Below are 18,761 nucleotides of genomic sequence, written 5' to 3'. Positions count from 1 at the left end.
CAGGCGCCGTACAAGTGGCTGCGGAGGCGTCCGGAGCCGGGAAAGCCCCCGGGGCACGCAGAAGGGCCGCCACCGGCTGGTGACGGCCCTCCCAGGACGTGCTGGCTAACCGACCTCGTCAGCCAAAGTGCCCAGATACAGATGGATGACCTTGGGGTCCTTCATGAGCTCCCGGCCGGTGCCCGTGTAGGCATCCTTTCCCTGGTCGAGGACATAGCCGCGGTCACAGATCTGCAGGCAGCGGCGTGCGTTCTGCTCCACCATGATCACGGAAACGCCGGCCCTGTTGATCTCATGAACGCGCAGGAAGGTCTCGTCCTGTCTGACGGGGGAGAGGCCTGCGGAGGGCTCATCGAGCAGCAGCACGGCCGGATCCATCATGAGGGCCCGGCCCATGGCCACCATCTGGCGTTCGCCGCCGGAGAGCGAACCCGCCCGCTGGGCGCGCCGCTTGCCGAGATCGGGGAACAGGCCGGTGACGAAGTCGAACCGTTCGGAGAAGTCCTTGGGCCGCTGGAACATGCCCATCTGCAGGTTTTCCTCGATAGTCAAGGCGGCAAACACGTTGTTGTTCTGCGGGACAAAGCCCACGCCCCTGCTGACGAGCTTGTTGGCCTTGAGCCCGGTGATGTCCTGGCCGCGGACCACAACCGAGCCGGAGTGGACCTTGACCAGGCCGAACATCGCCTTCAGCAGCGTGGACTTGCCGGCGCCGTTGGGGCCGATAATGCCGATGAGCTCGCCCTTGCGGGCTTCGATGCTGCAGCCGTTGAGGATGTTGACGCCCGGAAGGTAACCGGCCACCAGATCGGTCACCTTGACGACCGAATCCTCATCGTGCACGGGCGTGGCGGCGGGTGCCGCGCTGGTGGCGCTCATTCTGTGTCCTTCTCTGTGCGGCTCGGCTCGTCGAGGGTGTGCTTGCCGTGCATCCCGTTGCTGCCCGGCGTGTCCAGGCTGGTCGCCGCGGGGCCCTGCCCGTGCATCTCAGGCGCAAGGACGTCGACGGCGATGAGGCCGGCGTTCTCGGTGCCGACAATCGACTCCTCGTCCGCTTCCAGTTCGGCGGCGAGTTCCTTGATGCCCTCCGAGTCGCCAAGATCGACGTCGTGGTGGGCGCCCAGGTAGGCGTCGATCACGGCCGGGTTCCTCATGACCTCAGCGGGCGGGCCCTCGGCGACGATCTTGCCCTCGGCCATGACCACGACCCAGTCGGCGATGTGGCGGACCATGTTCATGTCGTGCTCGACGAACAGCACGGTCATGCCCTCGGCCTTGAGGTTCTTGATGTGATCCAGCAGGGACTGCGTCAGCGCCGGGTTGACCCCGGCCATCGGCTCATCGAGCATCACCAGTTTGGGCCGGACCATGAGGGAACGGGCCATCTCCAGCAGCTTGCGCTGGCCGCCGGACAGCGACGCCGCGTAGTCGTCCTTCTTGGCGTCCAGCTTGAACTTCTCCAGCAGCACATCGGCCTGGGCCGTGATTTCCTTCTCGCGCCCGCCCCACATGCCCTTAAACAGGGCCTTGGACAGCCGCTCGCCCGGCTGTTGGGACGCGCCCAGCCGCATGTTTTCCATCACGGTGAGCTTGCCCATCACCTTGGTGAGCTGGAAGGTGCGCACCATGCCCATGCGGGCAACCTTGTACGAGGAGACGCCGGCCAAGCTGTTGCCCTCGAACTGCCACTTGCCCGAGTTCGGCGTATCGAAGCCCGTGAGCAGGTTGAACAGGGTGGTCTTGCCGGCACCGTTCGGGCCGATCAACGCCGTAATCTTGTGCCGGGGTATCTCAAGGTATTCGACGTCGACGGCGTTGATGCCGCCGAAGCTGCGGGTGACGTCTTCCGCCACCACGATGGGATCGCGCTTCTTGCAGCCGGGAGCAGTCTCGCCGGCGGCAATCGGGCGGGTATCCGTCATGTAATCAATGTTTTGATCGATGGTCTGGTTTTCATCTGTTGTTTTTTCGCTCATGCGAATGCCAGCTCCTTCTTGTTGCCGAAGACACCCTGGGGCCTGAAGATCATCAGCAGCATCAGCGCGACGCCCACCAGGATGTAACGAAGCTGCCCGGCCTGGACAGTGTTCAGCCAGGTGACAGCGCCGGATTCGATCATTCCGTACAGGATGCCTTGCGTGAGTGACAGCACGACCCAGAAGATCATGGCGCCCACGACCGGTCCCAGCACCGTGCCGAGGCCGCCCAGCAGCAGGCACGTGTAGAGGAAGAACGTCAGCTCGGTGCCGTAGTTCGCCGGCTGGACCGCGCCGCGGGGGAGGGTGAAGATCATGCCCGCCAGGGCGCCGAGGACGCCGCCGATGATCAGGGCCTGCATCTTGTAGGAGTACACGTTCTTGCCGAGCGAGCGGACGGCGTTCTCGTCCTCGCGGATGCCCTTCAGGACGCGGCCCCAGGGGCTGCGCATGAGCAGCCACACCAGGGCGCAGCAGACGATCACGAGTCCCCATCCGACGACGCGGATGAAGAAGTCCCTGTTGTTCATGCCCAGATAGGAACCCGCAGGGAACGGGTTCATGGAGTAGAAATCGCCCTCGAACGCGGCGAGGCCGTTGGCCGAACCGGTCACGGAGGTCAGCTGGTTCGTCGTCACGATGTAGCGGACAATTTCCGCCGCCGCGATCGTGACGATGGCGAGATAGTCGGCCCGGAGCCGGAGGGTCGGAATGCCCAGGAGCATGGCGAAGATCGCCGAACAGATGATCGCGATGAGCAGGCCGAGGAAGAACGGGACCTTGAAGGTCAGTGTGGAGACGGCGAAGCCGTAGGCTCCCACCGCCATGAAACCGGCCTGGCCGAAGTTGAGCAGGCCCGAGTAGCCGAAGTGGACTGCAAGGCCCAAGGCGGCGAGGGCGTAGGCCGCCGTCGTCGGGCTGAACAGTTCGCCGGCAGCGCTTGAAAGAATGAATCCGAAGTCCATGGCTGTCTCCTAACCCACGCGCTCGCGACGGCCCAGAATGCCCTGAGGCCGGAACAAGAGGACAACAATCATGATGAACAGTGCTCCCACATATTTGAGGTCGGCAGCGAGGCCGAACACGGTGGTCAGCTCCACGAAGATGCCGACGATGACGGATCCGATCAGGGCACCGAAGACCGTGCCCAGGCCGCCCAGGGTGACGCCGGCGAAGATGAGCAGCAGGATCTGCGAACCCATGTCGAAGGTGACGCCGGGACGGTAGTAGGCCCAGAGGATGCCGCCGAGGGAGGCCAGCATGCCGCCGGTGACCCAGACGATCCGGATGACGGAGTCGACGTCGATGCCGGAGGCCGCAGCCAGGGCCGGGTTGTCGGCCACCGCGCGGGTGGCCTTGCCGAGCCGGGTCTTGAGCAGGACGACGCCGATCAGGGCGATGACGACCGCGCTGATGACAAGCGACCAGAGGTTATTGGGGGAGATGGAGACCGGGCCGATCTGGATCTCCGAGCTCTGGGCGAACGGCAGCTGCTGGGTCGCGCCGCCGAAGTAGAACTGGATCACGTAGCGGACGGCCAGTGCCAGGCCGATGCTGACGATCATCATGGGGACCAGGCCCGTGCCGCGCCGCCGCAGCGGTTTCCACAGGCCGGCGTCTTGGACGTAGCCGAACAGTCCGCCGCCGAGCAGGGCCAGGATGATGGCCAGCCAGAAGGGGAGGTGTATGGCGTTGAACACGAAGACCAGGACGGCGCCGAGGGTGACCATCTCGCCGTGCGCGAAGTTGGTCAGGCCGGTGGTGCCGAAGATCAGCGAGAGCCCCACGGAGGCGAGGGCGAGCAGCAGCCCGAAGCTCAGGCCGGCCACGAGCCGGTTGAGCAGGTTCTGGCCGAAGTCCTGCTGCTGGATCACGATGCCTTTGCCGAAGGCGAAGATCACCGACACGTTGGAGGTCTGGCTGAAGGTGACCTTGCGGGGGTTTTCCTGGCCGTCCGCGAGCTTGATGCCCTGCGGAAGCGTGGATTCATCGAGCTTGACCTCGTACGTTCCCTGGGTGGGGACGCCGATGGTCCATGCGCCGTTGGCAGCCGATTTTGCGGTTCCGGTGAAGTCGCCGCTCTCGGCAGTGATGGTCACACCGACGATCGGAGCGCGGTCGTCGCCGCGCAGGAAGCCGCTGATGCTGTTCTGGAACTGGGTGGCCGACGGGGATGGTGTCGGCGAGGGAGTCGTGGCCTGGGATGCCGGGGCAACGATGAGCAGTAGCGCGGCCACGGCGGCGAATACGGCCCCCACAGCTTTCAGCCGTCTGCCGCGCCGTCTCTGCGACAGGCCTCTCGGTGTGCTTCTCAAATTGAAAACCTCCACATGGGGGTGGTCTGGGTTGCGCCATTGCAACCGCTGCGAACGGTCAGGGGACGAGGGGTGGTGCGATGCAGAACGGTATAACTTGTGATGTCCGTCACCCTGTGTGGCCCATATTACAGCCCGGGCGGGGCAAAGAATGCCGCTGCGAGCAGGGAGAACGTCGCGATCGGGTAACAACCGTGTAGCCGCGCAGAGGGCGTGTTTCACCTGAGCTAAAGAAAACTTTTGTTGATTCCGAGTATTCCTAAACAGTGAGCCCGAGCGTAGGGCTCGCCTTCCCAAGGTTTCCTCAAGATCCCTGGCGATATGGTGCTGATAGCGAACACTACAGCTGGAGCAGTCTGCTTGAGGCCGCGGCGTGGCAGTCCCGAAACCATGACGGCGTCGTGACCATTCGGCCGTGGTGGTCCGGGAAGAGAACTAGCGGCAGGCGTGAGGTTTGTTGACTCGACGCCGATGTTGGAGGGCCGACCGATGAACCGGTTGTTCAAGCTGTGCCTCGCTGGCTCGCTTGCACTGGCGATCCTGGGCGTTCCGGCGCTTAGTTTCGGTCCGGCGACCGCCGGCGAGCAAGCCTGTCGGACCGGAACAGTGCCGCCGGTCGATCCCTATCCCGGGACGACCGTGGCGGGCTCCAGTTTCGAATCGGGCACGCTGGCAGGGTTCAAAGTCTCCACGTCGGGGACAGGGGAGGCCTCGGTATCCGCTGGGTTGTCACGGTCGGCCAACTGCGCGGCCCTCCTGCACACAACCATTGCACCCGGCTCCATCGCCAAAATGACAGTTGGCCTGACGGCCGGCATGACGGAAGCGTTTGCGGACGGCTGGTTCAATATCGCCTCGGAGGGCCCGGCAGGCAACAACGTTCCCTATTTCCGCTTCTTTTCCGGCGGCGTCCGCATCCTGGATGTCTTTCGGCAGAACATCTCCCATGAGCTGGTGCTCCGGACGGCGTCACCTGCAGGGTTTGTCTACACCACCCTGAAGCCGAACATTCCGAACAACACCTGGCACCGCCTGGTGATGCACGTCGTCCCCAACGGCTCCGAGACCAGGGTTCAAATCTGGTGGGACACGCGGTCCGTCTATGCGAGCAACACGGTCAACGTCAGCGCGGTCACGGCCGATACGGTGCAGCTCGGGTCCGAACATGATCAGCAAATGGGCGACGTCTACGTCGACGACGTCATCATCAACAGCAACTCCGGGACTCCAGCCCCGGTTCCCGGCGACCTCCCGGCGAGCGCTGACCCCCCGAAGCAGCTGACTGATTTCAGTGATGACGGGCGGTCGACAGTGATGGCAGGGAACAGCGGCGTCGGGCCTGCCCGACCGCCTGCCTGAAGATCACGGTTGGGTTGCGGCCGGTTGGCCGCGGGAACCATCCGTCGCCGCGGGCCGCGGGAATTGGTAGCGTGAGTATATTGAGCGCTATCCCCTTTCATCACCCACCCCCTTTATTTGGAGGACACCCGCAATGGCACTTGGCGGAAACCCGATCTTCAACGGAAAGAACTTCCGTGGAGCCACCCAGGCACCGCCTGCCCCGCAGGCCCCGTACGGCCAGGGGTACGGCCAGAACACCTACGGTCAGGGCCCGTTCGGCCAGGCTCCGGGCCGGGCTCCCGGGCAGATCATGGACGCCCAGGGCGGCTGGGGCGCTGCTCAGCGGGGGATGACCCAGGAGCAGCTTCAGCAGATGTACAACCGGCCCGCCGCCGGTCCTGCTGACACCGGCCGCATGACGTTTGACGACGTCATCGTCAAGACCGCCGCCTGCCTGGGCGTGCTGATTGCCGGCGCCGCCGTCACGCTCGTCGTGGCGCAGGGCCTAGCCATGATGCTCATGCTCGTCGGCGCGCTGGGCGGCTTCGTCCTCGCCCTGGTCAACACCTTCAAGAAGCAGCCCTCACCGGCGCTGATCCTGGCGTACGCCGGGCTCGAAGGCCTCTTCCTTGGCGGGCTGACCCGCGTCCTGGACGGACTGTACCCGGGAGTCGGCCTGCAGGCCGTCATCGGCACCCTGTCCGTCTTCGCCGTAACCCTTGTCCTCTTCAAGAGCGGCAAGGTCCGGGCCACGCCCAAGGCCATGCGTTTCTTCATGATCGCCATGATCGGCTACGCCGTGTTCGCGCTCATCAACATGGTCATGATGTGGACCGGTGCCGTCAACTCCCCGTTCGGCCTGCGCACTAGCATGGAGATCTTCGGTATTCCGCTGGGCGTCTTCATCGGCCTGCTGGCGATCGGCCTGGCCGCGTTCTCCCTGATCATGGACTTCACCAGCATCGAGGCAGGTGTCCGCAGCGGCGCCCCGCAGCGTTTCTCCTGGACCGCGGCCTTCGGCCTCACGGTCACACTGGTGTGGCTCTACGTTGAGATCATCCGCCTGCTGGCGATTCTCCGCGGCGACGACTGACACGCAGTCCCGAGAAGAGGGCTCCGCCAATGGCGGGGCCCTCAGCTGAGCCGCTCGAGGATGACGGCCATACCCTGGCCGCCGCCGACGCACAGCGTGGCCAGGCCGAAGCCCGCATCCCGCTCCCGGAGCCCGTTCAGCAAGGTGGTGCTCATACGGGCGCCGGTCATGCCGAAGGGGTGCCCCAGGGCGATCGCGCCGCCGTGGACGTTGAGCTTCTCCTGGTCGATGCCAAGCTCCCGCGCGCTCGCAACCACCTGGACTGCGAACGCCTCATTGAGTTCCACGAGGTCGATGTCAGAGATGGTCAGCCCGGCGAGCTTGAGCGCCCGGCGGGTCGCCTCGACCGGGCCCATCCCCATCAGCTCGGGGGACAGGGCGCTGACGCCGGTGGACACGATCCGCGCGAGCGGCTCGAGCCCCAGTTCGCGTGCCCGCACGTCACTCATGACGACGACGGCGGCCGCCCCGTCATTGAGCGGGCAGGCATTCCCGGCCGTCACGGTGCCTTCGCGGCGGAACACCGGCTGCAGGCTGCTGACCGCCTCGAGCGTCACGCCGGCCCGCGGTGAATCGTCCCTGTCGATGACGGTGCCGTCCTTGCGGATGTACGGCGTGATCTCGCGGGCATAAAACCCGGAGGCGATCGCCGCTTCGGTGCGGTTCTGGCTCAGCACGGCCCAGGCATCCTGCTCGGCCCGGCTGATGCCATAGCTCGTGGCGACATTCTCCGCCGTCTGGCCCATCGAGATGTAGATGTCCGGCATCCGTCCGCCCAGCCGCGGATCGGTCCAGGGCACATTGGAGGCTGTCCGGGCTTCGGTGCGCTTCCTGGCGCCGTCGAAGAGAGGATTGTGCGTGCTGGCGTCGGTCTCCCCGGCGCCGGCCCAGTCCCGGTAGCGGGACACGGCTTCCACGCCGGCGGCAACGAATGCCTGCCCTTCGCCGGCCTTGATCGCGTGGAACGCCATCCGGAGGGTCTGCAGGCTGGAGGCGCAGAAGCGGTTGATCGTGGCGGCAGGAACGTTGTCCAGCCCGGCCAGGATGGTGACCACCCGGGCCATGTTGGAGCCGGCCTCACCGCTTGGCTCGGCACAGCCCAGGTAGAGGTCATCGAGGCCCCGGCCCGTGATGCCTTGGGCGTCGAAGGCCGGGATCTTGGCGAGCGCCGCCGTGACCATGGCGGCGGCGACGTCGTCCGGCCGCTCATCTTTCAGCGAGCCCTTGAAGGCGCGCCCGATGGGACTTCTGGCGGTGGAAACTATGACGGCTTCTGGCATGCGACCAGCCTACGCTCCGCCTATGCCAGCCGTCTGGCTCCCGCTGCGGGACGCACGCTGAAGATGCCCGGCGCTGCGTACCCCGCCTCTGCGAAGGCGCGTTCGACGGCGGTGCGGACCCGCTGCGCCGATCCCGCCGGGGTCAGGGCGATCGCGGAGCCGCCGAAGCCGCCCCCGGTCATGCGGGCGCCGATGGCGCCGGCGGTACGGGCGGCTTCCACCGCGAGGTCCAGTTCGGCGCAGGAGATCTCGAAATCGTCCCGCATCGAGGCATGGGAGGCGTCGAGCAGTGGGCCGATGGCGCCCGGTCCGGCGGTGTCGAGGAGTTCCACCGCCTGCAGCACACGGTCGTTCTCGGTGACGACGTGACGGACCCGGCGGAACGTCTCCGCGTCCAGGAGCCCGCTGGCCTCCTCGAGGTCCTCCAGCCCGACGTCGCGAAGGGCCCTCACGCCCAGCACTTCGGCGCCGAGCTCGCAGGATTCCCGCCGCGCAGCGTAGCCGCCGTCGGCATGGGAATGAGACACCCTGGTGTCGATCACCAGCAGCACCAGCCCGGCGCTGTCGGCGTCGAACGGCACCAGGCGGACACTCTGGTCCCGGCAGTCGAGGAAGACGGCGTGGCCCGCCGTGGCCCGCAGCGAGGCGGACTGGTCCATGATGCCGGTGGGGGCGCCGACGAAGTCGTTCTCGGCCCGCTGCGTGGCCAGGACCATGTCCTCGGCGCCGAGGCTGGCGGCCGTGAGCTCGTTCAGCGCCGAAATCACCGCGCACTCAATGGCATGGGAGGAGGACAAGCCGGCGCCCCGGGGCACATCGGAGTCCAGGAGCAGGTCCAGGCCGGGGATATTGAGGCCCCGCTGCTGCAGCGCCCAGATGACGCCGAGGGGATACTTGGTCCAGCCCCTGGCCGTTGCACGGTCCAGGGACCGCGCGTCCGCCGTCGTCAGTCCCTGGTTTCCGAAGGTGGACAGCATCCGGATGGCCGAATCGGGCCGGACACGGACGGCCACGCGGGCAGTCCTGTCGATGGCGAACGGCAGGACGAAGCCTTCGTTGTAATCCGTGTGCTCCCCGATCAGGTTGACCCGGCCGGGCGCCTGCCAGACGCCGTCGGGAGCGGCGCCGAAGACGCCCTCAAACCTGGCCGCAAGTTCCTTGGCGTCCAGAGGGCGGGTCATGGCCGTGCGCCTGTGCTGCTGCAAGTCATGGGTCCAAGCTATACGGCTTGCCGGGCTGGTCGGTACGGTGGTCACCATGGATCTCACGGCTTCCCCCTCTCCCGACCCCGGCCCCGACCCCGGTCCCGGCCCCGACGGCAACATGCGGCGGTACGCGTCGGGCCGGCAGTACGAACTGCGGCGCGGTGATGCCCTTGCCGTCGTGACCGAGCTCGCCGCCGGCCTGCGCCGGTACAGCCGCGGCGGCACCCAGCTGACCGAAAGCTATGGCGATGCGGAGATCCCTCCCGGTGCCACCGGGATCACGCTGGCGCCGTGGGCAAACCGGGTGGAGGACGGCGTCTGGTACCTCAACGGCAAGAAACAGCAGCTGGACATCACCGAAGTCTCACGCAACAACGCCAGCCACGGGCTGCTGCGGAATTCCTCCTACGTACTCGTGGATGAAGCAGAATTCTCGGTCACCCTGGAAGCGGCCGTCTTTCCCCAGCATGGCTATCCCTTCCTGCTGCGGCACCGGGTCCGCTACGAACTGGCGGAGGACCTAGGGCTGGCGGTGCGGCAGACCCTGATCAACGACTCCCAGGATCCCGCGCCGTTCGTGCTCGGGTCCCATCCCTACCTGCGGCTGGGGGACGTGCCCAGTGAAGAGCTCACGGTGACAGTCGGCGCCCGCACCCGGCTCGTAACGGACGGGCGGCTCATCCCGCGGGGCACCGAAGCGGTCAGCGGCGACTTCGATCTGTGCGGCGGCCGGCCGGTGGCCGGGCTGGACATCGACTGCGCCTACACGGACCTGGACTTCGACGGCGGCGTGGCCCGCCACACGCTGCGGTCCGCGGACGGGCGGACCGTCAGCCTCTGGCAGGACGAGAGCTGCGGCTACGTCCACGTCTTCGTGACGACGAACTTCCCGGGCCGGGCGAAGGCAGTGGCGATCGAGCCCATGACCGGGCCGGCCAACGCGTTCAACAGCGGCGACGGCCTCCGCTGGCTGGCGCCTGGGGAGCAGTTCGCCATGAACTGGGGCATCAGCGCTTTCCTGGCCGGCCCGGCCCGCTAAGTGGTCCCCTAACCGGGGCGGGCCGGTTTCCCATTGGGCCGCCGCTGGGGAATCATGGGGCTATGACGCCAGTTGAGGACGCCACACCCGCCGCCCGTCCCCCCGCCGCCCGTCCCAGTGTCCCCGGCCCGGCCAGCGGCCGGACGGACAGTGAGCTCGACGAGGAAATTCCCTACGGCGTGCGCATCGCGGCGTCCTGGGCCTGGCGGATCGGGCTCATCCTGGTGGTGGGCGGAGCGCTGATCTGGCTGCTCGGCAGGGTCAGCTTCCTCATCATCCCGGTCATGGTAGCTGCCCTGCTGGCAGGGCTCCTCAGCCCCGTGGTGCGGTGGATGCGGAGGCGCCGGCTGCCCAACGGGCTCGCCGTCGCCGTTACCGTCCTTGGCTTCATCGGCGTGATTGCGGGCGCGCTGGCGCTCGTCGGCCGGCAGCTGGCCTCCGGCTTCGGCGAGCTCTGGTCCCAGGCGCTCGCCGGCGTCCAGCAGGTCCAGGACTGGTTGTCCGAGGGCCCGCTGCACCTCACGGCCGCCCAGATCGACAAGTACATCGAGGACGGCACCGCCGCCCTGCAGAACAACAGCAGCAGCATCCTCAGCGGGGCACTGACCTTCGGAAGCACCGCCGGCCACTTCGCCGCCGGGTTGGTCCTGGCGCTGTTCGTGCTGATCTTCTTCCTGCTCGAAGGCGACAGGATCTGGGCTTTCCTCGTGCGGCTCCTGCCCCGGAAGGCACGTCTGGCGGCCGACGGCGCCGGACGCCGCGGGTGGACCTCGATGGTCAGCTACGCCCGCATCCAGATGTTCGTGGCGTTCGTGGACGCCGTCGGAATCGGCGTCGGCGCCGCGATCATCGGTGTCCCGCTCGCCCTGCCGCTGGGCGTCCTCGTCTTCATCGGTTCCTTCATCCCCGTCGTGGGCGCACTGGTGACCGGCGCGATCGCTGTGCTCCTGGCGCTCGTGGCCAACGGACCGGTCAACGCGCTGATCATGCTGGCAATCGTGCTGGCGGTCCAGCAGCTGGAAAGCCACATCCTGCAGCCGCTCGTCATGGGCAGGGCCGTCGCCCTGCACCCTGTGGCCGTCATCCTGTCCGTCGCGGCGGGCTCTTACCTTGCGGGCATCCCCGGCGCCCTCTTCTCGGTTCCGCTCCTCGCCGTAGCAAACTCGTCGATTCGCTACATTGCCGGCAGAACGTGGGAACATGATGAGGTGCTGGCGAACGCGGGACACCAGGGCACCCTTGCACCCGATCCCGGCGCTGACGCCACCTTCAAGGACGTCCACCTGCCGGGCGAAACCCCCGGCCGCAAGGGCGCCGCACCCAAAAGTGGTGTCCCGGGCAGCGATGCCGGACGGGGCACCGGAGCCTGATCCCCGAAGGAGAACAGTTCGTGAATAACCTTGAGAGCCTGCCCGTCACGCTGGACGATGTCCTGGAGGCGCAGAAGCTGCTCGACGGGATTATTACGCATACGCCCGTCGAGTCCTCGCGGGCCCTCGGCGGCATGGTGGGCGGCGAGGTCTTCCTCAAATGCGAAAACCTGCAGCGCGCCGGCTCCTTCAAGGTCCGCGGCGCCTATGTGCGCATGGCCAAGCTCTCCGACGCCGAAAAGAGGCGCGGCGTCGTTGCGGCCTCGGCCGGAAACCACGCCCAGGGCGTGGCCGTGGCGGCGAAGAGCCTGGGCATCAAGGCGCGCATCTACATGCCGCTGGGCGTTGCACTGCCCAAGCTTGCTGCCACCCGCAGCCACGGCGCCGAGGTGGTGCTGCACGGGCACAACGTCGACGAGGCGCTCGCCGAGGCGAAGCGCTACGCCGATGAAACCGGCGCGGTCTTTGTCCACCCCTTCGACGACGTGGACGTCGTGGCCGGCCAGGGCACCGTCGGACTGGAAATCCTGGAACAGGTCCCCGACGTCGACACCATCCTGATGGGCGTCGGCGGCGGCGGGCTGCTGGCCGGCGTCGCGGTGGCCGTCAAGGCCCGGGCGAAGGAACTCGGCCGCGAGATCCGCATCATCGGCGTTCAGGCCGAAAATGCGGCCGCCTACCCGCCCTCGCTCGCCGCGGATGCCCTGGTCCCGCTCAAGCGCGTCTCCACCATGGCCGACGGCATCGCCGTGGGCCGGCCGGGACAGCTGCCCTTCAGCATCATCCGCGAACTCGTCGACGACGTGGTCACCGTCAGCGAGGACGCCCTCGCCCGAGCGCTGATCTTCCTGCTGGAACGCGCCAAGATGGTGGTTGAACCCGCCGGAGCCGTCGGCGTCGCTGCCCTGATGGAAGGCAAGATCGAGAACCCGGGAACCGTTGCGGTGGTCCTCTCCGGCGGCAATATCGATCCCATGCTGATGCTCAAAGTCATCCAGCGCGGCCTCTCCGCCGCGGGACGCTACATGACCGTGCGCATGATGCTCGATGACCGCCCGGGCTCGCTGGCCACGATCGCCCGCATCATCGCCGAAAACGACGCCAACGTCACCGGCCTGGACCACACACGGGTGGGCGGCTCCATCAGCATGGGCGACGTCTCCATCACGGTCAACCTGGAAACCAAGGGCCACGAGCACTGCGAGCAGGTCCTCGCGGCGCTGCGGGCCGAGGGCTTCCAGCCGATCGTGGTGCACTAGCACCCATGGTGCTGGACGCGTCGCCGGGCGAACGGCCGGGCGCCAGGGAAACCACGGCGGCCCGCGCCCGCAGGGGCCTGCTGGTGGTGGGCTCGTTCGTGGTGCTGCTCTACCTGATCGAGATCGTCAACACCCTCATGCTCCATTCCCTGAACGGCGTGTTCGGCCTGCGTCCGCGCCGCCTGGACGGGATCCTGGACATCCTGACGTTCCCGCTGCTGCACGCCAACCTGGCCCACCTGATCTCCAATACGCTCCCGCTGATGATCTTCGGGTTCCTGGTGTTCCTGTCCGGGCTGCGGGTGTTCGTGACCGCCCTGGCCTCAAGCTGGCTGGGATCCGGGGCCGTGGTCTGGCTGATCGGCGGCTTCAACATCACCGTGGGCGCGTCCGGGCTGGTCTTCGGGCTCTTCGCCTTCCTGCTGGTCCGCGGCTTCTTCAACCGCAACTGGTGGCAGATCCTGCTGTCCGTGGTGCTGTTCATGGCCTACGGCGGCATCCTCTTTGGCATCCTGCCCACGGTGGCAAGCTTCGTGTCCTGGCAGGCGCATCTCGGCGGGGCGATCGGCGGCGTCCTGGCGGCGCTGCTGCTCAGCACCCGGCGGGCGAGGACGCGGCCCGCGGCACGGTAAGGGGCGGCACGAACAACGACGCAGCCAACAACGACGCCGGCCCTCCCGCTCAGGGGAGGGCCGGCGTCGTCGGCCGTGCTTCGTGCTTGAGTCCTGGTGTCAGCCGACGTAGGGCTTGGCGGAGATGATCTCGACCGCGATGACCTTGCCGTTGGGGGCGGTGTAGCTGAGGGCATCGCCCTCCTTGTGGCCAACGATGGCCGCGCCGAGGGGCGACTTTTCGCTGAAGACATCAAGGTCCGAATCTCCGGCGATTTCACGGGATCCGAGCAGGAACGTCTCTTCGTCGCCTGCAATTTTGGCCACCACGAGCATGCCCGGCTCCACGATGCCGTCGTCCGCCGGGGACTCGCCCACGTGGGCGTCCCGGAGCAGCGCCGTGAGCTGGCGGATGCGGGCCTCGATCTTGCCCTGCTCCTCCTTGGCAGCGTGGTAGCCGCCGTTCTCCTTGAGGTCGCCCTCCTGGCGCGCGGCTTCGATCTTCTGGACGATTTCCGCCCGGCCGGGGCCGGAAAGGTGGTCCAGCTCTGCCTTCAGGCGGTCAAAAGCTTCCTGGGTGAGCCAAGCTGCAGTTGCGCTGTTGGTGGTAGACACGGACTTCTCCTTTTGGTGGTCATACAAACAAAGAACCCGCCACGGTGGCCACTTTTATGATGCAGTAACCAGCTCAGCGGGGAAAGGTATTGATCCATTGTAGTCAATCCTGTGGATAAACCAAAGAACCCTGCGGCGTGGATCACACCGTGTTACGTGTTGGCCCCAGTTTCGGCCTTGCATGTCGGCCGGTCCGGCGGGCTACTTGGCGGCGTCCGGAATCCAGCAGTTGTCCACGACGCCGGAAACGGCCTGGGACTCCGTGTGGAGCACTGCGCGGTGGACGGTGGTGCGTCCGCCGTCCCCGCCGGCGTCGGCCGCGTTGGGCCCGATATCCACCACTTTCCAGCCGACCACCGCGAACTTGGCATCCATTGCCTTGACCGCGCATTTGGCGTCCGCTGCCGGGTCTTTGGTGACCTGGAAATCGACTTCCGTCTGCGTGGCGTCCGGGGTGCTGTAGCCGATGTCCTTGAAGCTGACGCTGGCAGTGGCTGACGAGGTCGAGATCCAGGCCATGAGCGCGATGCCGACGGCCAGGGCGGCCAGCAGGACGTTGCGTTTGGCTTTGCCGGTCAACGCACGCTTTTGGCCGCCGTAACGATTGGCTAGGCTGGTAGGTGCCGGCGCGGCAGGCTGATCCTCGGAAGTCACCAGTCCAGTTTAGTGTGGATCGGACCGGGAATTATCCGCGCCGCCGGTCCGCCCGTTCACACCCGCAGAACATCCGCAGAACAGCAGAAGAGGAGCCGTCCCACGATGACAGCGTCCCCCAGCCCGTCAGTGCCGCTTCGACTGCTGGCTGTCCATGCGCATCCCGACGACGAATCCAGCAAGGGTGCCGCCACGATGGCCATGTATGTCGCCGCGGGTGTTGACGTCCTGGTGGCCACGTGCACCGACGGCTCCCGCGGAGACATCCAGAACCCGGCGATGGAAGGGCAGCCGCACCCCAAGCGGGACATGGCCGGTTCCCGCCGGCTGGAAATGAACCGGGCAGCAGAGGTGCTCGGCGTCCGCCAGCGCTGGCTGGGATTCGTGGATTCGGGCCTGCCGGAAGGAGATCCCCGGCCACCGCTGCCGGCCGGCTGCTTCGCCTTGCAGCCGCTGGAACGGGCCGCCGCCCCCCTGGTCAGGCTTGTCCGCGACTTCAAGCCCCAGGTTATCCTGAGCTACGACGAGAACGGCGGTTATCCGCACCCGGACCACATCATGGCGCACCGGGTGGCGGTCGAGGCCTTCGAGGCTGCGGGCGATCCCGCCCGATACCCGGGCACCGGCGAGCCCTGGCAGCCCAGCAAGCTCTACTACGACCGCGCCTTCAGCCCTGACCGCTTCCGCGCGCTCCACTTCGCGCTGGAGGAAGCCGGCCTGCAGTCACCGTATGCCGAGCGCCTGGCAGCCTGGCTCGAGGCGGACGCGGAGGGGCATACCCTGCCGGCGCCGACGCACCCCACCACCACCCAGATCGAGTGCGGGGACTTCTTTGAGGCCCGCGACGACGCGCTGCGGTCGCACCGGACCCAGGTGGATCCGGAAGGTTTCTTCTTCGCGGTGTCCGCGGCAATGCAGCGCAGGATCTGGCCGTGGGAAGACTACTCCCTGATCCAGTCCCGGATCCCCACGGAACTGCCCGAAAGGGACCTCTTTGCCGGGCTAAGATAGACGTGAGAGGGCTTTTCTATCCCGTGTAGAAAGCAAAGAAGCCCGTAGAAGAAGCCCCGCAGCCGGGGCGGACATCAGTTCCCACAGAAGGTTCCCACCGTGCATTCCTTGCTCATCGCTCTGGCAACAGCCCCGGCGCCGACCCCCACGCCATCGCTGCGTCCAGGATTGTCCGAGGACCAGGTCACTCCGGGCCTGCTGGGCTTCCTGCTGACCGCCTTCATCGTGGTGCTGACTGCGCTGTTGATCGTGGACATGGTGCGGCGAATCCGCCGGGTCCGGTACCGGGCGCAGGTGGAGGAAGAGCGGGCAACTGCTGAGGAATCCGTGATTGGCGGCGCCGGTCCGGAGGCCGACGGAACCGTGCGCCGGGCCGATGGCGGTTCCCGGCCGGAAGTGAACGGCGATGCGGGACCCGGAAACCGCTGAGCGCGGTTCCTCCGACGACTTCCCCGGGGCCTCCAACGCCCTGGGCGGAGAACCCTCTGCCTACCTGCGGCAGCACGCCGGCAACCCGGTCCACTGGCGCCCGTTCGGGGACGAAGCCTTCGCCGCCGCCGCTGCCCGCGACGTCCCGGTGTTCCTCTCGATCGGCTACGCGGCCTGCCACTGGTGCCACGTCATGGCCCACGAATCGTTTGAGGACCAGGACACCGCGGACTACCTGAACGCAAACTTTGTCGCCGTCAAAGTGGACCGGGAAGAGCGCCCCGACGTCGACGCCGTGTACATGGCCGCGACCCAGGCGATCAGTGGCGAGGGCGGCTGGCCGATGTCCGTCTTCCTCCTGCCCGACGGCCGGGCCTTCCACGCCGGCACCTATTTCCCGCCGAGGCCCATGCCGGGCCGGCCTTCCTTCCGCCAGGTCCTCGAGGCCGTACGCGACGCCTGGGTGGACCGGCGGAGCGCCGTCGAAGAGAATGCCTCGACGCTGGCCCGCGGCATCGCCGCGTCCCAGTCCGCCGTCGCGGTGCGGCTGGACGGAGCACCGGAACCCCTTGACGCGGCACTGCTCGCGGAGGCCGTGGGCGCGCTGGCCAGCTCCGAAGACCAGGCCGACGGCGGCTTTGGCACCGCGCCGAAGTTCCCGCCGTCGGCGGTGCTGGAATTCCTGATCCGGCACGCCGCCATGCCTGCAGAAACCCGTGGCTCTGCCACCTCGGCGGTGGCCCGGGACATGGCGGGGCGCACGCTCGCGGCGATGTCCCGCTCGGCGCTGTTCGACCAGCTCGACGGCGGCTTCGCCCGCTATTCGGTGACCCGGGACTGGTCCGTTCCGCACTTCGAGAAAATGCTCTACGACAACGCCCAGCTGCTGCGCCTCTACGTCCACTGGGTCCGGCTCGGCGGCTCGGCGGAGTACCCGGCGGAGGAGGCGTCAGAAGTCGCCGGACGCACTGCCGACTGGCTGCTGGCCTCGCTGGGACTGCCGGCGGACCCGACTGCCGGCGCCGATGCCCTGGCCTCGTCCCTGGACGCCGACACCGTGGTGGACGGCGTGAACTCCGAGGGAGCCAGCTACCTGTGGAGCCCGTCGGAGCTCGCGGCACTGCTGGGGCCTGCGGACGGCGCCGCCGTGGCACGCCTCATGAATGTGCATACCCGCGGCACCGTCTCCGCCGACGGCTCCCCGCTGCACCCGGGCCGGGCGCTCGACGGTGCGGAAGCAGCCCTGTGGCGGCGGGTGCGGCCGCTGCTCCTCGAGGCGCGCTCCCGGCGGCCGCAGCCGGCCCGGGATGACAAGGTTGTGGCCGGCTGGAACGGGCTGGCCGTCGCGGCGCTCGCCGAGGCGGCCGCCGTGCTGGACCGGCCCGGGCTGCTGGCCGCCGCCGAACGCATCGCAACGTACCTGGAGCGTGTGCACTGGCGGGCGGGCTCCGGCGGGGAACCCGGCAAGCTGGTGCGCGTATCCCATGCCGGGACCGCCCGGGGGATTGGCGGCCTGCTGGAGGACTACGCCTTTTGCGCGGACGGACTGCTCTCGCTCTACGCCGTCTCCGGGCACACACGCTGGTACGGGCTGGCCGAGGCCGTGCTGGAGGCCGCCCGCGCCCGGTTCGCGGCCCACGGCACGCTGGCGGATACAGCCGGGGATGCCGGGCAGGTGTTCAACGCCCAGGGCCGGCGTGCCGCCCTGGACCCCTTCGACAACGCCACACCCAGCGGCGCCGCCGCCTTCGCCGGGGCGCTGCTGGGCTACTCGGCCCTGTCCGGCTCCGGCGAGCACCGGGCCCTGGCCGGCAACATCTTCTCCGTGCTGCCCCCGCTGGCGGTGCGGGCACCGCGGGCGGCCGGCTGGCTGCTCGCGACCGCGCAGGCCGCACTCGCCGGCCCGGTGGAAGCCGCCGTCGCCGGCCCTGACACACCGGAGCGGGCGGCACTTCACCGGGAGCTGCTGCTCTCGGCCAGCCCCGGCCTCGTGATTGCGGTTCAGGACACGGCACCCGGCTCCGGAGCCGCACCACGCGCCGCACCTCCCGCCGTGCCACTGCTCCGGGGCCGCGCGGCTGCCCCGGACGGCTCGCCGCAGGTCTTCCTCTGCCGCGGCATGGTCTGCGAGCTCCCTGTTGGTTCCGTTGCGATGCTGCGGGAGCGCTTGGCTGGCATGACTCAATGACGTTCCCCAGCCTGCCGCGGACCCCGTTTGAGCTCGTTGTCTTCGACTGCGACGGAGTCCTGGTGGATTCAGAGGTGATCGCCGTCAAGATCGACCAGCGGGTGGCTGGCCGATCTCGGCTGGGAGCTGCAGCCGGAGGAGATCGTGGAGCGCTTCGTGGGCAAGTCCGAGGCCTGCTGCACCGCTTCGAGGGCCGGATCTTCAGCGCCACGGAGGTGGCCCAGGGCAAACCCGCCCCGGATCTCTTCCTGTATGCCGCCGGCCGGCTCGGCACCCGACCGGAGCGGTGCGCCGTCGAGGACAGTGCCTACGGCGTTCAGGCGGCACGTGCCGCGGGGATACAGGTCTTCGCCTATGCCGGCGGGTGACCCCGAC

General features: G+C 67.7%; 18 protein-coding genes. 10 read left to right on the top strand and 8 right to left on the bottom strand.

What is annotated here, in order from left to right; translation table 11 throughout:
- Positions 1 to 105 precede the first annotated feature (105 nt).
- The 4 genes from ACQCSY_RS03750 to ACQCSY_RS03735 are packed head-to-tail and all read right to left on the bottom strand — an operon-like array spanning position 106 to position 4,234.
- Positions 106 to 879 carry an ABC transporter ATP-binding protein gene (locus ACQCSY_RS03750; RefSeq protein WP_427133307.1) on the bottom strand — a complete coding sequence of 258 codons (774 nt, stop codon included), beginning with the start codon at positions 877 to 879 and terminating at the stop codon, positions 106 to 108.
- On the bottom strand, positions 876 to 1,976 hold the full coding sequence (locus ACQCSY_RS03745) for an ABC transporter ATP-binding protein (RefSeq protein ID WP_427133305.1): 1,101 nt from the start codon (positions 1,974 to 1,976) through the stop codon (positions 876 to 878). Before ACQCSY_RS03745 ends, ACQCSY_RS03750 begins: the two co-directional genes overlap by 4 nt.
- Complete coding sequence (locus tag ACQCSY_RS03740) at positions 1,973 to 2,941, bottom strand: branched-chain amino acid ABC transporter permease (protein ID WP_427133303.1); 969 nt, start codon at positions 2,939 to 2,941, stop codon at positions 1,973 to 1,975. The genes ACQCSY_RS03745 and ACQCSY_RS03740 overlap by 4 nt, the downstream gene beginning before the upstream one ends.
- Positions 2,942 to 2,950: 9 nt before the next feature.
- Positions 2,951 to 4,234, bottom strand: a complete 1,284-nt coding sequence (locus ACQCSY_RS03735; RefSeq protein ID WP_427133301.1) for a branched-chain amino acid ABC transporter permease — start codon at positions 4,232 to 4,234, stop codon at positions 2,951 to 2,953.
- Positions 4,235 to 5,083: 849 nt separating this feature from the next.
- On the opposite strand from ACQCSY_RS03735, the gene ACQCSY_RS03730 reads away from it, so the two are divergent.
- Positions 5,084 to 5,650 carry a hypothetical protein gene (locus ACQCSY_RS03730; RefSeq protein ID WP_427133299.1) on the top strand — a complete coding sequence of 189 codons (567 nt, stop codon included), beginning with the start codon at positions 5,084 to 5,086 and terminating at the stop codon, positions 5,648 to 5,650.
- A gap of 133 nt (positions 5,651 to 5,783) precedes the next feature.
- Entirely contained in the window at positions 5,784 to 6,725 is a 942-nt protein-coding gene (locus ACQCSY_RS03725; RefSeq protein WP_427133297.1) for a Bax inhibitor-1/YccA family membrane protein, read from the top strand.
- A gap of 41 nt (positions 6,726 to 6,766) precedes the next feature.
- Here ACQCSY_RS03725 and ACQCSY_RS03720 read toward each other — a convergent pair whose 3' ends face one another.
- Together ACQCSY_RS03720 and galK are read right to left on the bottom strand one after the other, a co-directional pair.
- The gene (locus ACQCSY_RS03720; RefSeq protein ID WP_427133295.1) at positions 6,767 to 8,005 is read right to left on the bottom strand and encodes an acetyl-CoA C-acetyltransferase; all 1,239 of its coding nucleotides are present in this window, start codon (positions 8,003 to 8,005) and stop codon (positions 6,767 to 6,769) included.
- Positions 8,006 to 8,025: 20 nt separating this feature from the next.
- A complete protein-coding gene (gene galK, locus ACQCSY_RS03715; RefSeq protein WP_427133293.1) occupies positions 8,026 to 9,186 on the bottom strand; it encodes a galactokinase in 1,161 nt (386 codons plus the stop codon).
- 76 nt (positions 9,187 to 9,262) lie between these two features.
- Between galK and ACQCSY_RS03710 the strand changes: the two genes are divergently transcribed.
- The 4 genes from ACQCSY_RS03710 to ACQCSY_RS03695 all read left to right on the top strand — a co-directional run bounded on the left by ACQCSY_RS03710 (position 9,263) and on the right by ACQCSY_RS03695 (position 13,510).
- On the top strand, positions 9,263 to 10,249 hold the full coding sequence (locus tag ACQCSY_RS03710; protein ID WP_427133291.1) for an aldose 1-epimerase family protein: 987 nt from the start codon (positions 9,263 to 9,265) through the stop codon (positions 10,247 to 10,249).
- A gap of 62 nt (positions 10,250 to 10,311) precedes the next feature.
- Positions 10,312 to 11,619 carry an AI-2E family transporter gene (locus ACQCSY_RS03705; protein ID WP_427133289.1) on the top strand — a complete coding sequence of 436 codons (1,308 nt, stop codon included), beginning with the start codon at positions 10,312 to 10,314 and terminating at the stop codon, positions 11,617 to 11,619.
- A gap of 20 nt (positions 11,620 to 11,639) precedes the next feature.
- The gene (gene ilvA, locus ACQCSY_RS03700) at positions 11,640 to 12,878 is read left to right on the top strand and encodes a threonine ammonia-lyase (protein WP_427133287.1); all 1,239 of its coding nucleotides are present in this window, start codon (positions 11,640 to 11,642) and stop codon (positions 12,876 to 12,878) included.
- Positions 12,879 to 12,883: 5 nt separating this feature from the next.
- Positions 12,884 to 13,510, top strand: a complete 627-nt coding sequence (locus ACQCSY_RS03695; RefSeq protein WP_427133285.1) for a rhomboid family intramembrane serine protease — start codon at positions 12,884 to 12,886, stop codon at positions 13,508 to 13,510.
- A 99-nt stretch (positions 13,511 to 13,609) separates the two neighbouring features.
- Here ACQCSY_RS03695 and greA read toward each other — a convergent pair whose 3' ends face one another.
- The gene (gene greA, locus ACQCSY_RS03690) at positions 13,610 to 14,104 is read right to left on the bottom strand and encodes a transcription elongation factor GreA (RefSeq protein WP_427133283.1); all 495 of its coding nucleotides are present in this window, start codon (positions 14,102 to 14,104) and stop codon (positions 13,610 to 13,612) included.
- 201 nt (positions 14,105 to 14,305) lie between these two features.
- Positions 14,306 to 14,758, bottom strand: a complete 453-nt coding sequence (locus ACQCSY_RS03685; protein ID WP_427133281.1) for a DUF4307 domain-containing protein — start codon at positions 14,756 to 14,758, stop codon at positions 14,306 to 14,308.
- 105 nt (positions 14,759 to 14,863) lie between these two features.
- Here ACQCSY_RS03685 and mca point away from each other — a divergent pair, with 105 nt between their 5' ends.
- The 4 genes from mca to ACQCSY_RS03665 all read left to right on the top strand — a co-directional run bounded on the left by mca (position 14,864) and on the right by ACQCSY_RS03665 (position 18,754).
- Positions 14,864 to 15,769, top strand: a complete 906-nt coding sequence (mca, locus tag ACQCSY_RS03680; protein WP_427133279.1) for a mycothiol conjugate amidase Mca — start codon at positions 14,864 to 14,866, stop codon at positions 15,767 to 15,769.
- A gap of 99 nt (positions 15,770 to 15,868) precedes the next feature.
- Entirely contained in the window at positions 15,869 to 16,198 is a 330-nt protein-coding gene (locus tag ACQCSY_RS03675) for a hypothetical protein (RefSeq protein ID WP_427133277.1), read from the top strand.
- Positions 16,176 to 18,386: a thioredoxin domain-containing protein gene (locus tag ACQCSY_RS03670; RefSeq protein ID WP_427133276.1), complete on the top strand. Its 2,211-nt coding sequence runs from the start codon at positions 16,176 to 16,178 to the stop codon at positions 18,384 to 18,386. Before ACQCSY_RS03675 ends, ACQCSY_RS03670 begins: the two co-directional genes overlap by 23 nt.
- A complete protein-coding gene (locus ACQCSY_RS03665; RefSeq protein ID WP_427133274.1) occupies positions 18,383 to 18,754 on the top strand; it encodes an HAD-IA family hydrolase in 372 nt (123 codons plus the stop codon). The genes ACQCSY_RS03670 and ACQCSY_RS03665 overlap by 4 nt, the downstream gene beginning before the upstream one ends.
- Positions 18,755 to 18,761: the final 7 nt, after the last annotated feature.

This window comes from Pseudarthrobacter sp. S9, from assembly GCF_050156545.1.
Lineage (GTDB): Bacteria > Actinomycetota > Actinomycetes > Actinomycetales > Micrococcaceae > Arthrobacter.
Note: the sequence above shows the minus strand (reverse complement) of the source record. Positions and strands in the feature narration are given on the sequence as shown.

Excerpts from the sequence above, each read along its gene's own strand:
- ACQCSY_RS03750 (WP_427133307.1), bottom strand. The coding sequence starts at position 879 with ATGAGCGCCACCAGCGCGGCACCCGCCGCCACGCCCGTGCACGATGAG.
- ACQCSY_RS03745 (WP_427133305.1), bottom strand. The coding sequence starts at position 1,976 with ATGAGCGAAAAAACAACAGATGAAAACCAGACCATCGATCAAAACATT.
- ACQCSY_RS03740 (WP_427133303.1), bottom strand. The coding sequence starts at position 2,941 with ATGGACTTCGGATTCATTCTTTCAAGCGCTGCCGGCGAACTGTTCAGC.
- ACQCSY_RS03730 (WP_427133299.1), top strand. The coding sequence starts at position 5,084 with ATGACAGTTGGCCTGACGGCCGGCATGACGGAAGCGTTTGCGGACGGC.
- ACQCSY_RS03725 (WP_427133297.1), top strand. The coding sequence starts at position 5,784 with ATGGCACTTGGCGGAAACCCGATCTTCAACGGAAAGAACTTCCGTGGA.
- ACQCSY_RS03720 (WP_427133295.1), bottom strand. The coding sequence starts at position 8,005 with ATGCCAGAAGCCGTCATAGTTTCCACCGCCAGAAGTCCCATCGGGCGC.
- galK (WP_427133293.1), bottom strand. The coding sequence starts at position 9,186 with ATGACCCGCCCTCTGGACGCCAAGGAACTTGCGGCCAGGTTTGAGGGC.
- ACQCSY_RS03710 (WP_427133291.1), top strand. The coding sequence starts at position 9,263 with ATGGATCTCACGGCTTCCCCCTCTCCCGACCCCGGCCCCGACCCCGGT.
- ACQCSY_RS03705 (WP_427133289.1), top strand. The coding sequence starts at position 10,312 with ATGACGCCAGTTGAGGACGCCACACCCGCCGCCCGTCCCCCCGCCGCC.
- ACQCSY_RS03695 (WP_427133285.1), top strand. The coding sequence starts at position 12,884 with ATGGTGCTGGACGCGTCGCCGGGCGAACGGCCGGGCGCCAGGGAAACC.
- mca (WP_427133279.1), top strand. The coding sequence starts at position 14,864 with ATGACAGCGTCCCCCAGCCCGTCAGTGCCGCTTCGACTGCTGGCTGTC.
- ACQCSY_RS03670 (WP_427133276.1), top strand. The coding sequence starts at position 16,176 with ATGCGGGACCCGGAAACCGCTGAGCGCGGTTCCTCCGACGACTTCCCC.
- ACQCSY_RS03665 (WP_427133274.1), top strand. The coding sequence starts at position 18,383 with ATGACGTTCCCCAGCCTGCCGCGGACCCCGTTTGAGCTCGTTGTCTTC.